The organism is Nitrosomonas communis, from assembly GCF_900114745.1.
GTDB classification, from domain to species: Bacteria; Pseudomonadota; Gammaproteobacteria; order Burkholderiales; family Nitrosomonadaceae; genus Nitrosomonas; species Nitrosomonas communis_A.
In genome coordinates this window covers 1-15358 of sequence record NZ_FOUB01000021.1, presented here as the reverse complement: position 1 = coordinate 15358, position 15358 = coordinate 1, and the positions used below count along the sequence as shown (strand labels likewise).

Genomic DNA, 15358 nt, shown 5'->3' with positions numbered 1-15358 from the left:
CATCCTTGCCAGGCGATAGACCTGGGTTATATTTATTATCGGAGAAGATTAAATGTCGCTTGATCCGGATCTGGCTGCATTTCTTGAATTGGTTGAAGCTAATGTCATGAGTGGAAGTAAATCCATGATGCATGAGTTAACACCTGCGCAGGCCCGGCTAGAATATGATGCTTCAACGCAGATATTGGATGTTCCTGGGATGGCTGTTGAGAGTGTGACCTCTATCAGTATTCCATGCCGGGATAGCCAACAGATCCATGCGCGGCTTTATAAGCCGATTGAGTTAGCAGAAGAAAAGGGACCTCTACCAGTATTACTCTATTTTCATGGTGGAGGATATTGTGTGGGCGGACTGGAGTCTCATGATTCATTGTGTCGAGCATTGGCAGCATTGACACCCTGTTGTGTGCTCAATGTTGCCTATCGGCTGGCACCTGAATATCGCTTCCCGACAGCTGTTTATGATGCACAGGATGCCTATCAGTGGATACTATCAGCAGGTACTGAATACAATTTGGATATTACACGTATTGCTGTGGGAGGAGATAGTGCGGGTGGAACGCTGGCAGCCGGGATGTGTTTAGCATCGCGTGATAGCAGTTGGCCACAACCTGTATATCAGGTATTGCTTTATCCTTGTACCAGCGCATGGCAGAATACCGCGTCGCATCGTCGTTTTGCACAAGGCTATCTGCTTGAAGCAACAACTCTGCAATGGATGTTTACCCATTATTTACGTGATGAATCAGATCGAAAAGATTGGCGTTTTGCGCCTCTTGAAGCGAGTAACCTGACTGGTCTTGCTCCTGCATTTCTGGCTTTGGCCGAATATGACCCCCTGATAGATGAAGGTATTGCATATGCCGATCGGCTCAAGACTGCGGGTGTTTCTACGCTCGTCAGGATCTATCCTGGAATGACGCATGATTTCGCGCGTCTCGGAAACATTGTCAATGAGGCTTATCAGGTACGTAAGGATATCGCTAATGCGCTCGCTAATGAGTTTTATCCAAACCGGAATACCCGCTAGATCAGATATGCACCTTTATCTTCCAGTATTTATTAGTCATTTTAATAAATAGGATCGGATGGATTAAGTGATCAAAATTTTTATTTGCATAATCCTTTTTCTTATACTGGCAGGTTGTAACATGCTACCGCAGCGGCATGTTGAGGAAGTAGGCGCAGAGATACCAGATCAATGGGTTGAGGATAAAGCACTCGGCCAACCGATGCCGACTAAATGGGTAGAAACTTTTGGTGATCCTCATCTAAGTGCTTTGGTTGACAGTGCGCTGGCTGATAATTATGAACTGAAAGCGGCAGCAGCCAGGGTCGATGCAGCGATAGCACAGGCACGAATTGATGGATCAAGCCGTTGGCCGCAGTTTTTTCTCACAGCTGAACATGAGCGAGCTCAAATTCGGGAAGCAGGGTTTGGATCATCAAGATTCGATGTATTTGAAGTTCTGTTCGGGATGAGTTGGGAATTGGATGTTTGGGGGAGAATACGTGATTTTCAGCAGGCTGCAGTTTTGGAAGCTGATGCGACCGCTGTCGATTATTATGGAGTAAAACTGTCCTTGGCAGCACGGGTAGCGCAAGGCTATTTTGAGTTAGTTGAAGCAAATCTGCAGGCAAAGGTGGTCGAGCAATCGATCAAGGATCGAACTATTATAGTGAGTTTAGTCCGGGGACGTTTTCAACGAGGTCTGGAGCGCGGTCTCGACTTACGCCTAGCCCTCACTGATCTGGCCAATGCAGAAGCGCAACTCAAGCAAACGCGTAACAGAATTCAGATGATCACCCGCCGCCTGGAGATTTTACTGGGACGTTATCCGGCCGGGAATGAAATAGACGCCATCGCCTTGCCGCAATTACCTGTTGATATCCCTGCTGGATTGCCTTCTGAATTGCTAGAACGGAGGCCGGACGTAGTTGCAGCATTTGAGCGCCTGAAAGCTGCTGACTTCCGAACAGCCAGCTCTAAAAAATTGCTTTTACCCCGTATTACCCTGACTGCTGCCGGCGGGACGCGTAGCAGCGATCTGACTGAACTGATCGATCCTAAGGCAGTGGCCTGGCATGTATTTGCCGGACTCATGCAACCTTTGTTTACTGGTGGACGTATTAAAGGTGAAATTTTCCGGAATCAGGCACGCGCAGAGGAGGCACTGAATTTTTATAAAAACACCGCACTTAATGCTTTCCGCGAAGTTGAACAAGCGCTGGCAGCAGAAGAGTGGTTACGGCAACAAGAAGCGTCTCTTAGAAAAGCGGTTGAACAAACTGAATCCAGCCAGAGATTGGCTGTTTATTCTTATCGTCACAACCTGATTGGAATTCTCACCTTACTCGACAGTTATCGCAGCACACTCAATGCCCAGAGCGCCCATTTGTCTGTCACTCGGCAGTTACTTAGCAATCGCATTAATCTTTATTTGGCTCTGGGTGGAGATGTGTAACGAGGCACATGCAGTGATCCGAAACCGGTATTTAATCGTTACCACTCTATGAAAACACGCCAGCAATTAATCATCGCGTTACTGATTGCGATTGGGGGGGGACTGGCTGCCTTTGCCATTGTTATTTCACCGCCGCAAACCGAGCAGCAGGAGGATATCGTTACACCGCCATCGGTTCAAGTGATCAAGGTAAAGCCTCAGCGGCTACGTATGGATGTCCGGTCGCGAGGGCGTATCATGGCGCAAACAGAAATAGACCTGGTTACTGGTGTTTCAGGCAATATCATCAAAATTTCACCTGAATTTATCAGCGGTGGATTCTTCAAGAAAGGGGACTTACTGATTTCCATCGATCCGGCGGAATATGATTTGCGGGTAGCGCAAGCACAAGCTAGGGTAATGGAAGCCCAGTATCAGCTGACACGAGAAGAAGCGGAAGCAGAACAGGCACGTGATGAATGGCAACATCTCGGACAGGGAAAGCCTAATTCGTTAAATCTAAGGATTCCGCAGCTTAAGGAAAAGAAAGCCAAGTTAGCAGCAGAGCGAGAAGAGCTGAAGAATGCCCGGTTATTGCGGCAACGCACAGATATACGCGCTCCTTTTAATGGTCGGGTACGTAATAAGGAAGTAGGGATGGGCCAGTATCTGAGCAGCGGTGCGGTATTGGGAAGAATTTACAGCAGTGATCTGGCCGAAGTGCGCTTGCCATTAAGCACACATGAACTTGCTTTCATCGATTTCTCAGACTCCCCCACTCGTAATAAATCCAAGCAGGGAGCACCAGTAAGGCTCACCGCAAACTACCAGGGGCAGCAACAGGCCTGGCTAGGCCATATTGTGCGAAGCGAGGGCGTAGTTGAGCAAGATACCGGCATGGTAGTACTGGTTGCACAAATCCCGGATCCATTCGGTCTTGGCGCAAAAAAATTTGACTCATCTGGCACGGAATCGTTTGCTACCAGTTTACCGGTAGGCTTATATGTAGAAGCCAGCATCGAAGGACGCTGGCTCGAAGATTTGGTTATTCTGCCAGCCAGTGCATTACGCAATAATAATCGGGTAGTCATCGTTGATCAGAAACAGCGGTTACGTTTCCGCAATGTGGAAGTCCTCAGTAGAGAACGAGAACAAGTGATCATTAAAACAGGATTAGAGGCAGGTGAACATGTGCTTGTATCCGGCCTGCATCATCCGGTTGAGGGAATAGAAGTCATCCCTACTGAGATTGCTCTATGAAATTGATCATCTGGTTTGCCAGAAATCCTATTGCCGCGAATTTTCTCATGTTGATTATTATAGCGGGTGGATTGATGGGTCTAACCGTGTCCAAGCGTTATACTGTTCCACCTGCGCCACAAAATCAACTGAAGATCGAAATAGCTTATCCAGGAGCAGGTCCTGCAGAAGTAGAGCAAGCGTTATGTATCCCCATTGAGGAAGCCATCCATGATTTGGAAGGGATTCGGCATATCAATGCCATTGCTAACCAGGCGGAATGCGAGATTATCGTTGAGTTTGATCCTGCGATTGGTTCCGCACGTTTCCAGACTGCTGTGCAGGCTAGAATGGATCGCATCACGGCTTTTCCGAAAGGAGCCGAGAAGCTAAAGATTCAGGAAATGAAAACTGGCACGATTGCGGTAACTATAATGGTGCATGGTGAAGTCGATATATTAGCCTTAATACGTCAACGTGATCAATTGCAGGCTATGCTGAGTAAGCATCCGGATATAGGATTAATGATTCCTTGGCCTCAGCTTCCTTATGAAATGTCGATTGAAATTACAGAATCTGATTTACGCCGCTATGCGTTGAGTTTTGAAGAAATTGCCGAGGCGATTCAGGTCGCATCCAATAATATACCGGCGGGAGAACTTAAAAAATCCGATGGCAAGTTGCTGCTGAGAAGCAAGAGTCAGGCTATGACTGTGGCTGATTACGCTGCGATTAGTCTGCGATCTGAACCGGATGGTGCGCGCCTATTGCTTGGTGATATTGCGCAGATTCGCGAAACAGTGGGTGAAAAAGATTTTCTGGCAAGAATTGATGGCAAGCCAGCCGCGCAAATCTTTGTAATGTCAAAAGACCGAATTGTGACAACAGTCGAAGCGGTCAATGAAGTTATTGAAGCATTTCGCCCTGAACTGCCTGATGGTATTGGTATTACGACATGGGATGATTGGTCAAAATATTATAAACACAATATGTCCATGTTATGGGAAAACGCAGTAGAAGGTTTTATTCTTGTTTTTCTGATACTGATGTTTACCATGCGTTTTTATCTAGCGTTATGGGTGAGCAGTGGTATTTTGATATCTCTGTTAGGAGCACTCTGGCTGATGCCGATGCTGGGAATTTCTCTAAATATTTATTCGATTGCTGCTTTGATTCTTATCCTGGGGGTCTTGGCGGATGACGCGATTATTGTAGGTGAGAATATTTACTCGCATCAGCAGCGAGGGCGTCCCGGTTTATCGGGTGCAATCAGTGGAACGCTTGAAGTAGCACCATTAGTCGTGTTAATGGTGTTGTCTACGATGATTGCTTTTATTCCCGGGCTTTTTTTGCCGGGTCTTAGCGGATATTTGATGTACAACATATCTCTAGTGATTATTGTAACCTTGGCGTTTTCCATGCTGGAAGTGCTTCTGATCTTGCCTTCACATTTGGCTGTCAGCATTACTTCAACTAAAAATCGTAACGCTTGGTCTTCTGCCGTAAGTTCTATTCAAGAGCGGGTTGATACTGGATTGCAATGGTTTATCGACTGTGTATATGTCCCAGTACTGAGATCGCTGATACGGTTTCGCTATATTACGTTATCAGTGTTTTATATCATATTGCTGATTACCGGTGCGCTTGTTTTTTCCGGACGCATTCACAGCGTGATGGAAGCGCCTGTGAATGACTATTATATGATTGCCATTCTTCAGCTTCCGCCAGGCACCCCATTTGAAGAGGTTAATTATCAGGTAATGCGCTTGGAACGTATTGCCAATGAAATACGTTCAGAGCTAAACACTGAACTTGGAATCGACACAACGACTAAAGTGAAGGATAGTTTTCAACACATTATTGCTATTGTTGACGACAATTCCGGGTTTGTCGATATCGAGATAGCGATTGACGAACGTATCCGTTCCCGTATGGATATCATTCAAAAACAATGGCAAGAGCGCTTTGGTGAGCTTCCTGCTGGAGCGACGCTGTCTTTCCAGACCTTCTGGCCAAGAGATCTTGGCATGCCTACTGCTCACTCCGCGAAAGCCATTGAGTTAAAGCTGATTGCAACAGATGTTGCACTACAAAGTACAGTCGGTGAAATCCTTAAAACCAAGCTTTCTTCTTATGCTGGCGTACACAGCGTGACGGGTTCCATGCAGGCAGGTAAGTCCGAGCTGCAACTTAAGCTTAAGCCTGAAGCATCACTTTATGAGCTAACGATGCAAAGTCTAGGTGAGCAAGTTCGTCATGGATTTTTTGGACTGGAGGTGCAGCGCTTTTTTCTGAATCGGGATGAAATCAGGGTGATGCTACGCTTTCCTTCCGAGCACCGCCGTTCTCTGGATGATTTATATAAAATGCCGATCAGGCTGGCCAATGGCAATACTGTACCATTCACCACAGTAGCGGAAGCCGAATATACACCGGGTTTTGCGAGTATTTCCCGGCATAACCGGGAACGAATTCAATTAATCAGTGCTGATATTTTTAAAGGAGAGGCTAACACCGAAGCTATTCTTGCCGATTTGCATGCAAATGTGATTCCCGATTTGGAGGCGCAGTATCCTGGGCTAAGAATAGAGCCAGGTCAAGCCCGGCAAAAGCAAGAGAGAGCAATGTCGAATCTATGGGGTTATGGAGCACTGGCTTTGATGGGGATTTACGCGCTACTGGCGGTGCCGCTACGTTCTTATACACAACCGCTCATCATAATGCTGGCTATTCCATTTGGCTTTATCGGCGCAGTTGTAGGCCATTTGTTGCTGAAAATTCCTTTATCCCTGGAATCTTATGTCGCTTTATTTGCCGTAGGAGGGGTTGCAATCAACGATAGCCTGATATTGGTTGCAAAACTCAATGAAATTCTCCAGCAAAACACACCGATTTATAAAGCTGTAGTTTTTGCGGGTAAAGCACGTTTCCGTGCGATATTTCTAACAACAACAACCAATGTTATGGGATTACTGCCGCTCATCAGTGAACAAAGTTCAGATGCTGAGAAACTCATGCCGATGGTGATTACGCTTTCATTTGGTATATTTTTCTCCTCTTTGGTTACTTTATTGCTAGTGCCTGTCAGTTGTGTTGTTTTAAAGAAAGTGTCCAGTCAGAAGTATGCTCACAAGCTGATAAGAGGGTTCTCTAGTTAAAATCTCTAACAAATCAGAAGAAAATGACATCGTATCCATTACTGCTGAAACATCTCTGGCATACGCCGTTGACGAATGCGTCTCATCAGGAGATTGTCTATCGTGATCAATTGCGCTTGAGTTACCACCAGGTGTATACCCGGATTGGTCAATTTGTTGCTGCATTGGCAGCGTCTGATTTTCGTCGTGGTGACGTGATCGCAGTAATGGATCACGATAGCCACCGCTATCTCGAATGCTATTTCGCCATACCAATGTATGGTGCAGTTATGATGACGGTCAACACCAAGCTGACACCGGCACAGATTGCTTATACATTGAATCATTCTGGTGCTGCAATGCTGTTGATGCATGCTGATTTCATCCCTATTATTGAAAATATACGCACAGAATTATCCGGTATACGAAAGTTTATTTTTATGACTGATGATGCAATCATGCTGCGCACTTCTCTACAATTTGATAATGAGTACGAGAACTGGTTAACTGATCATACAGAAGATTTTAGTTTTGCAGATTTTGACGAGAATATGCGGGCGACGGTGTTCTATACCACTGGTACGACAGGTGCACCCAAAGGTGTTTACTATACGCACAGGCAACTGGTGCTGCACACGCTAGCAGCAGGCATGGCGTTAGCTGCTCCAGCAGCGCGGCAACGGTTCCACAGCGAAGATGTATACATGCCAGTTACACCGATGTTTCATGTGCATGCATGGGGTATTCCTTACATAGCGACGCTACTGGGTGTGAAACAGGTTTATCCGGGACGTTATACACCTGACATGCTGCTGAAACTGATTCGTAAAGAGTGCGTCACTTTCTCACATTGTGTTCCTACCTTATTGAAAATGATATTGACCGCAGCGCAATCATCCGGTGTGGATCTTTGTGGCTGGAAAATTGTTGTTGGTGGATCCGCGTTGCCGCAAGCGTTGGCCAAACTAGCACTGGAAATGGGGGTCGATTGTTTTTCTGGTTATGGTTTATCCGAAACTGCTCCTATTTTGACATTAGCACAATTAAATACCCTCAACGGCGCGGAAGATCCGGTAACGGATGACGCGCTGTCTGCGTTATGCTGCGCCGGGCGCGCAATACCGCTAGTGGATTTACAGATCGTCGACGACACGATGCATCCACAGGTTCATGATGGCCAAGGCAGTGGTGAAATAGTTGTACGTGCACCTTGGCTGACGCAGGGTTATCTTAATGATCCTGAAGCCAGCACAGCGCTGTGGCAAGGTGACTATTTACATACGCAGGATATCGGCACCATTGATCGGGATGGTTATCTGCACATTACCGATCGCCTGAAAGATGTTATTAAAGTTGCCGGTGAATGGGTGTCGTCACTGGAATTGGAAAACGCACTGCCTTGGTTGCCGGCGTCCAAGAGGTTGCCGTGATCGGCATGACGGATAAGCGCTGGGGAGAGCGTCCACTGGCATTGCTGGTAGTAGATAAAGTTTTGTTTAATGAATCGGCTGCGCATGAACAAATACGCTTATTAATCGAGTGTGGGGTGATTTCAAAACACGCGCTGCTCACGCAATTCAAATTGGTTGAAACCATCGCCAAAACCAGTGTTGGCAAAATAGATAAGAAGGCTTTGCGTGTTGAGCATGCTGCTGCACTTTAAACAGCTTTTATTTTAAGATCTTCACCCATAAACATAAGCGGGCTTCATCAGATATAGAAATTCGATCCGTACCGCGTGCATTGCGGCACATGTTATGTGCTTTACTATTGCTGAGCGCTTGCCAATTCGTTCAGCCACCTGCACAAATCCATGGTAGTCCGGAAATTTTGTGGGATAGATGGGGTGTACCGCTTATTGTTGCCCGTAAAGAGAACGATGCTTTCTATACATTTGGCTAGGCACAGATGCGAAGCCGTGCGGATTTGCTGCTTAAGCTCTACGTCGTAGCATGTCGGCGCGGCGCAGAAATATTTGGTGAAAGTTATCTTCCCGCGGACCGGTCTGTACGGATATTAAGTATTCCGACTCTAGCCGAAAAATGGTATATGGAACAAGATAGTAACCTTCCGTACTAATTTGGATGCATTCGCTGCCGGTATTAATGATTTTGCACGCCAGTACCCGGAGACTATTTCCGATACAGTCCGAGCGGTGTTACCGGTAACGCCGCAGGATGTTATTGCGCATACTACGCGTGTAATGACTGTTTTTATTGCCGATACTTCCGAATGTGGTGCGTTATTGCCTGGCTTCGGCTTTTCTGATCAGCCGGTTGCCTCGAATGGCTGGTCACTCGGTTCTTCCTATTCAGCCAGCGGTAATACTATGTTACTGGCCAACCCGCATTTGGACTGGCGTGGATTAGAGACGTTCTATGAGTCGCACTTCTTGCTGACGGATGTGAATCTTTATGGCAAAGCGTTGGTCGGTTCGCCGGTTCTACAGATTGCTTTTAACGATCACCTCGGCTGGACGCATACTGTCAACACTATGGATGGTTGTGATCTCTACCAACTGAAGCGGGCAGGGGCTACCTTGGATGGCGGTTACTTGCTCGATGGGATGAGACAGCCCTTCACTACCACTACCGAAATTATTCAAAGCCGCCAACAGGATGGCAGCATGACGAGCGAGTTTTTACTCATCCGCCGGACCAAGCAGGGGCTGGTAATCGAGAAGGATGACCAGATGCTGGCGGTGCGCTTTGCCTTATTGGAAACATCATTATTAGCTGGCATGAACCGGCAATGGTGGGAAATGGGGCATGCGCGTAACCTGGAAGAATTCCAGGATGTGCTGCAAGGTCAGCATCTACCCTTATTCAATGTGGTATATGCAGATGCGGACAAGCATATTATGCTTCTCTTCAATGGCATTATTCCCGTGCGAACTACGGGTAATGGAGCATTCTGGCGAACACCTGTCTCTGGAGATGATTCAAATCTGATCTGGAGCAGGATACATACCTACGCGGATCTGCCTAAAGCGATTGATCCCGCCAGTGGTTGGGTGCAAAATTCCAACGGCGCGCCCTGGTATATGACATTACCTTTCCTCAACAAGGATCTTTATCCTCCTAACATCGCGGCCGATATTACTAACAACCGGGAGCTGCGCGGATTGCAGATGTTGAATGCTCACCAGCAGATGAGTTACGAGGAATTGATCGCGGCCAAGCATTCAACACGCGCACTGGTAGCTGATCAAGTGCTCGATGACCTGATCACTGCTGCGCGCGGCAATGACAGTCGGTTGCTATTGCAAGCAGCCGATGTATTGGATCACTGGGATCGTCGGTATCTGGCAGAAAGCCGGGGGGCATGGCTTTTCAGCACGTGGTTTGAGAAATGGCTGGAAAGAACGATTGCTAAAGCCGCTGTGGCTGATCCCGATTACAGTTTTACCTCAGATCAGCTTGTCAGCGGTCTTTTCTATACTCAACCTTTTGATGCGACTCAACCACTGACAACTCCGCATGGGCTAGCGGATATACCGCTGGCGCTACTGGCCTTGCAGGATGCTGCGGGTGAATTGCAAGCAAGGGTCGCGCTCGATGTAGAATGGGGCGAGATCGCCCGTTTGCGCCGCGGCAGGGTGGATTTTCCCGGTAACGGTGCCGGCACTGCGTTAGGTGTTTTTCGTGAAATTGTTTATGAACCAGATGAAGATGGCAAATTTAAATCATTTTCTGGGGATACTTATATCGCTCTGGTGGAATTCTCGCAGCCTGTGCGCGCTCAAGTGCTCACAACTTATGGCAATGCCAGTCAACCCCATATTCCAGAGATAGGGGATCAATTGCCGCTGGCCGCCAAACAGCAACTCCGCCCTGCTTGGCGTATGTTGGACGAGATCGAGGCGAATCTAGCGATGCGCGAAATCTTGCGACGTTAATGGCAAAACTACCCAGGTTCGGTTAACGTTGCCTTAACTGGGTTGTCCGCTCGTGCTATAGTTTGATCCATATCCCAGTTAAATTATATCGCCAGCAAGCAGCCCCCTTGTTCTAGACAAGCTCTTTGGTTAATAGTGAATTAAAATCAGTTTATATTATATATATATGTACGATTCTGTGAACTACCTGTTTTCGATATAATTCTTCTCTTCAAAAGTAAGTTGTTCGTATGTCATAGAATATTCCGTCAGTTATGTCGGGGTACTTTTTCCCATACTTCGTCCTATCTAATTTGGCGGGCAGGCATTCCGATTCGATAAACAGAATAGATTTCTGATACGAATTCATCATAGCTCTTTTGGGGATTGTATTTCGAAATCTGTTGTTGGTTAATTGAATTGGACGAATTAAATTCAATAAGAGATTGGTATTAACGTGATAGTTAAAGATAAAGATAAAGTATCATGGGTACGGTTGCTATTTCACTTTCGGGGCAGCAGCTTTATGGTAACGTGGCCGCGGATTCTTACCGTGACAGTAACCTCAATGATCGTTACCTATGTAGAACTGTATTATAGTATTCAGAGCTACACATTCACGACAACACCTTTTTTGCTGCTCGGAGTTACAATGGGGATTTTTCTGGCTTTCCGCAACAATGCCTCATACGATAAATTCTGGGAAGGCCGCAAGCTTTGGGGTGCCTTGGTCAATACCTCACGCAGCTTGACGCGCCAAGCTTGCTTTATGCTGAATTCTGTGCAGGATATTGGGGAATTGCAACATTTGCGTGAAGCTTTCGTCAAACGTGTGATTGCGTTTGTACATGCGCTTCGCTGCCATTTGCGTAATGAAAATCCCGCAGAGGAAATTAAAAAATTTTTACCTCCAGAGGATTTAAATGCGGTTCTTCAATCCGCACATCGACCGCTTGCCATTTTGCAGCAATTAGGTCGTGATCTTGCATTTGCACGCAATCGGCGCTGGCTAAATGATTTTAGTTACCCATTTATGGATGCGCAGCTCAATGAACTATCCAATATACTCGGTGCCTGTGAACGTATTAAAAATACCCCTATCCCTTTTAGCTATTCGGTATTGATTCACCGAATCGTGGCTTCCTACTGCCTGCTTTTACCGTTTGGGCTTGTTGAAACGACCGGTATATTGACACCGATCGTTGTGCTGATGATTTCCTATGCATTCTTTGAGCTCGATGCTATCGGAGACGAAATTGAAGATCCGTTTGGTTTGCATCCGAACGATCTGCCCTTAACCGCAATTTCACGGAATATCGAAATCAATCTGTTCGAATTGATTAATGACCGCAATCGTCCTGAAGCGCTTAAGCCTAAAGATGATATTTTGATGTAAGTTGTAAAAAATTACCAAATTATATCAATCGGAGCATCGCAAACTCGTTTTATTGATAGGTTAGGGACCTCAATATAACGAGTTTGCTCCTACTTATTACAATACTTATCTCCAATTGCCAACAGACCTTGAGAGATTACAACTGCCTCATGTATGCCACAAGATCGGATTTTTCTTCGTCAGTTAATTGGAGTTGTAAAACCAAGTTAAAAAACTCGACAGTATCCTCCAAGGTTAATAAACGGCCATCATGTAAATAAGGGGGACTGTCTTTGATACCGCGAAGCGTAAAAGTTTTCATCGGCCCATCTCCCGGTTCATTCAAAAACCGTTCAAGCTTTAGATCATGCATTTGATGGTCCAGAAACGCAGGAGGTTGATGGCAAGTGGAACATTGGCCTTTACCAAAAAAAACCTTTTCACCGCGTAGTTCCTGTTCAGTGGCTTTGTCTTTATCAAGGCGTCCTAATATGTCTAATTTGGGTGCTGGCGGGAAATCCAGCATATTTTGGAACTGAGCCATATGACTTACGTGAATTCTGTCAATTACTGGAAATCCTTTTTTCATTGCATGAATAGGATCGCCGTTAAAATAAGCTGTGCGGAATTCAAATTCAGTGAAATCTTCAACAGATCGCAAGCTTCGTTTGGAACCGTGAATCTGTTGATTGAACATCCCCCTTAAACTTGTGGTGTCAAGGCGAAATCTTCTTTCTTGTGGGCGGATATCAGGGCTCTGATGAAATTGACCTGTCGTATGACCATTTACGTGGCAATCGAAACAAGTTACTCCGAGACTGGGTTTTTCGCTTTTGCGATCATCTGTTGGATTAAAATCTTCCTGTGGTAATGGCGTCAGCAGCATTTGCAGACCATTTAATTGTACAGGGGTCAAAATATCTTTGAAAAGATCATAAAAATTATTAATTGAAACAACTTCTCCTCGGGAAACATCTCCTAATTCTGGACGATTCTGCAGAAACATTGCGGGTGGGAATTCTGGCAAAAAGGCTTCTGGTAAATCAAATTCTATATCAAACCTTTCCAGTCTTGGAAACATCTTAATCTGAACGGGTGGAAATACTTGACCCCCGCTTGACTGTTGTGGATGCGGAAGACTAGGATAGGGGAAAATGTTCTTTTTACGTATTTCATCGCTGGACATTTTTGCCAGCTTTTGCCAAGTTAAACCATATGGTAATCTTGCAGTTGGACCCACAGCCAGTGGCTTGCCACGCGTCATCGTTGCATGAGGATCTAACCGAGGAGTTAAGTTATAGCGTTTTTGGAGGAGGTCTTGCTGGGTTTTTGTAACAGTTGGGCGTTCTTTGATAAGCTTGCTTTTTATTTCTTCTAAAGTCTCAAACGGTTTTTTAGCATTTAACGGATCTCGATAAAAATCGAATCCTGAAATTTTTCCATTATCCGGTTGATTCTTAAAAGCATCTGAGAGAGGAGTGGCATTAGAGGCTTTAAAAATATCGGATTTATCGTGAGCCTCAGTTTGTTTGTCTATTTCTTTTTTTTCTACTGCTCGAGTTTCTTGTGCCCGTACAACTGCATCATCTGAATCCTTAGACGCTTCTTTATCGTTCTTACCGATAGCATTATTCGCTATAAATCCGAATAAGCTGACTCCTGTTATAGCAAGAAATAAAATATTTGACTTTTTCATAATAACCTCCTTAGAGAAATCTAGGGTTATATTAAGGATTGGATTAAAGCTATGATGAAGAATACTTCTCTGTTCTAGACCGAATTAGCATATTAAAATTCTCAGGGGTAAGAGTTTTTAATATTTACAGTAGTCAGGGGAATAGATCATGAGCACTCTCCCGAAAATGAAAGTAAATCGCTTATAAAGATCCCTGACGAACTACCGTAATTGCAGATCTCAGGTGTAAGAACTTCTATTTATAGTATTCAGGAGAATAAATCATCATCAATACCCTGACAATGAAAGTACATTGCTTGTAGAGACGAGACTTCTGCATAACTGTTTCTAGACTTTTCTGTCTATATCTACCTGATAGAATCAATCACTTAAAAATACTCAACTATTCAAAACGCCCGTTATGCAAGAGTGCCTTATATATTGGAACTGGCTATGCAGAATTTGTTCCTTTTAAAAAGGATTTCTTGAGAAGTTCTACAAATGGTTGGTGGCTGGTATTATTAGTTTTTTCATAGAGTCTGTGATATCTCATCTTCGTCTGTAGAGTTGTACGCTACTTTATAGTCTATTTTCTCTGGATCAAGATCTCGCGGAATTGTAAGCTTTTCATATTATTGAATAATAATATAGGCAATAACCCAGTCGAACAATTCTATGTTTCTGGCAGGCAGTGAAGCCATTTGAATTTTAAATATGATATGGTTTATTAATTATTGTTGATATTTTGTAATATTAGCAATGGAAATCCTGGTCCATTTTGCGCAGGAATGAATAACAGGAAGGAATGAATAGATGAACAATAAGAAATTTTATATCGGCACCTATTTCCTTAAGAACGAGTTCATGTGAGGCGCATTGAAACAGCCATCGTTTTTTAAATGGAGTGTTGTGGAAGTTATGTGGTAGCACACAATAGTGTGTGTTGCCCCAGTCATTGGGCAAGTGGAAGTTGGTTTTTTTTAATCGCTTTCTGAAATTTTTTCGTGCTGGTGCAAAAATAAAGCTTGAAAGTTATGCCCACATTGCAAGCTCATCCGGGAGACAAGATGAGCTGAATAATTATCTCAGTTTGTATTCACATTGATAATCTTATCAACATGCTCATCCTGTATTCACATTAATAATCTTATCAACATACTCATCCCATGCAGCATTTGCTAGAAACTCAGCTTCTTTAACTGGAGGTCGGCTTAATATTTCATGGTCGACTGTACGGCTGCATTCCTCATATTTATTGGCGCACCATGCAGCTAAGAATGATGAAATAAATTGTGTTTTAAAAGATTCTTCGTTCATTTATACCTCCAAGATTAATAAAATCTTTTCCGCTATAATTATAGGTACTATTTAAATAAACGGTCTTAGCTTACTACTTTTTTGATTTTTTGCCGAATAAAAAAACTATATAACTTTTTGGCATCGAAGTACTGGCTTATTCTAATTTGCATTAAAAACTGCATTAATAATCCAATTCCACCCAGTAATACTATTAATGAGTCGGCCCTGAAATATCGGCAAACTATTGATATTAGGAATAGATTCTATTCATTGCGATGATCATGCCGACCAGAAATGTTAAAATATTCATGT

General features: G+C 44.6%; 10 protein-coding genes. 8 read left to right on the top strand and 2 right to left on the bottom strand.

Annotated elements, in window-relative coordinates:
- Window positions 1-52: 52 nt before the first annotated feature.
- The 8 genes from BM122_RS09525 (at window position 53) to BM122_RS09495 (ending at window position 12093) form a co-directional block, all read left to right on the top strand.
- Window positions 53-1030 (top strand): alpha/beta hydrolase, encoded by a 978-nt coding sequence (locus BM122_RS09525; protein WP_074905350.1) that lies wholly within the window; start codon window positions 53-55, stop codon window positions 1028-1030.
- A 67-nt stretch (window positions 1031-1097) separates the two neighbouring features.
- On the top strand, window positions 1098-2465 hold the full coding sequence (locus tag BM122_RS09520) for an efflux transporter outer membrane subunit (RefSeq protein WP_074905349.1): 1368 nt from the start codon (window positions 1098-1100) through the stop codon (window positions 2463-2465).
- A 48-nt stretch (window positions 2466-2513) separates the two neighbouring features.
- Entirely contained in the window at window positions 2514-3704 is a 1191-nt protein-coding gene (locus tag BM122_RS09515) for an efflux RND transporter periplasmic adaptor subunit (protein WP_074905348.1), read from the top strand.
- Window positions 3701-6841: an efflux RND transporter permease subunit gene (locus tag BM122_RS09510; protein ID WP_074905347.1), complete on the top strand. Its 3141-nt coding sequence runs from the start codon at window positions 3701-3703 to the stop codon at window positions 6839-6841. Before BM122_RS09515 ends, BM122_RS09510 begins: the two co-directional genes overlap by 4 nt.
- A gap of 23 nt (window positions 6842-6864) precedes the next feature.
- Window positions 6865-8250, top strand: coding sequence for an AMP-binding protein (locus BM122_RS09505; protein ID WP_218152050.1), 1386 nt, complete (start codon window positions 6865-6867; stop codon window positions 8248-8250).
- Window positions 8220-8483 carry an AMP-binding enzyme gene (locus tag BM122_RS24135; protein WP_218152049.1) on the top strand — a complete coding sequence of 88 codons (264 nt, stop codon included), beginning with the start codon at window positions 8220-8222 and terminating at the stop codon, window positions 8481-8483. Before BM122_RS09505 ends, BM122_RS24135 begins: the two co-directional genes overlap by 31 nt.
- Window positions 8484-8900: 417 nt before the next feature.
- Window positions 8901-10718, top strand: a complete 1818-nt coding sequence (locus tag BM122_RS09500; protein WP_177198088.1) for a penicillin acylase family protein — start codon at window positions 8901-8903, stop codon at window positions 10716-10718.
- A 436-nt stretch (window positions 10719-11154) separates the two neighbouring features.
- On the top strand, window positions 11155-12093 hold the full coding sequence (locus BM122_RS09495; RefSeq protein WP_074905346.1) for a bestrophin family protein: 939 nt from the start codon (window positions 11155-11157) through the stop codon (window positions 12091-12093).
- A 136-nt stretch (window positions 12094-12229) separates the two neighbouring features.
- Here BM122_RS09495 and BM122_RS09490 read toward each other — a convergent pair whose 3' ends face one another.
- Both BM122_RS09490 and BM122_RS09485 read right to left on the bottom strand, forming a co-directional pair.
- Window positions 12230-13768: a cytochrome B6 gene (locus BM122_RS09490; protein ID WP_074905345.1), complete on the bottom strand. Its 1539-nt coding sequence runs from the start codon at window positions 13766-13768 to the stop codon at window positions 12230-12232.
- A 1101-nt stretch (window positions 13769-14869) separates the two neighbouring features.
- Entirely contained in the window at window positions 14870-15064 is a 195-nt protein-coding gene (locus BM122_RS09485; RefSeq protein ID WP_046850506.1) for a hypothetical protein, read from the bottom strand.
- Window positions 15065-15358 lie beyond the last annotated feature (294 nt).

Excerpts from the sequence above, each read along its gene's own strand:
- BM122_RS09505 (WP_218152050.1), top strand. The coding sequence starts at position 6,865 with ATGACATCGTATCCATTACTGCTGAAACATCTCTGGCATACGCCGTTG.
- BM122_RS09515 (WP_074905348.1), top strand. The coding sequence starts at position 2,514 with ATGAAAACACGCCAGCAATTAATCATCGCGTTACTGATTGCGATTGGG.
- BM122_RS09485 (WP_046850506.1), bottom strand. The coding sequence starts at position 15,064 with ATGAACGAAGAATCTTTTAAAACACAATTTATTTCATCATTCTTAGCT.
- BM122_RS09490 (WP_074905345.1), bottom strand. The coding sequence starts at position 13,768 with ATGAAAAAGTCAAATATTTTATTTCTTGCTATAACAGGAGTCAGCTTA.
- BM122_RS09510 (WP_074905347.1), top strand. The coding sequence starts at position 3,701 with ATGAAATTGATCATCTGGTTTGCCAGAAATCCTATTGCCGCGAATTTT.
- BM122_RS09525 (WP_074905350.1), top strand. The coding sequence starts at position 53 with ATGTCGCTTGATCCGGATCTGGCTGCATTTCTTGAATTGGTTGAAGCT.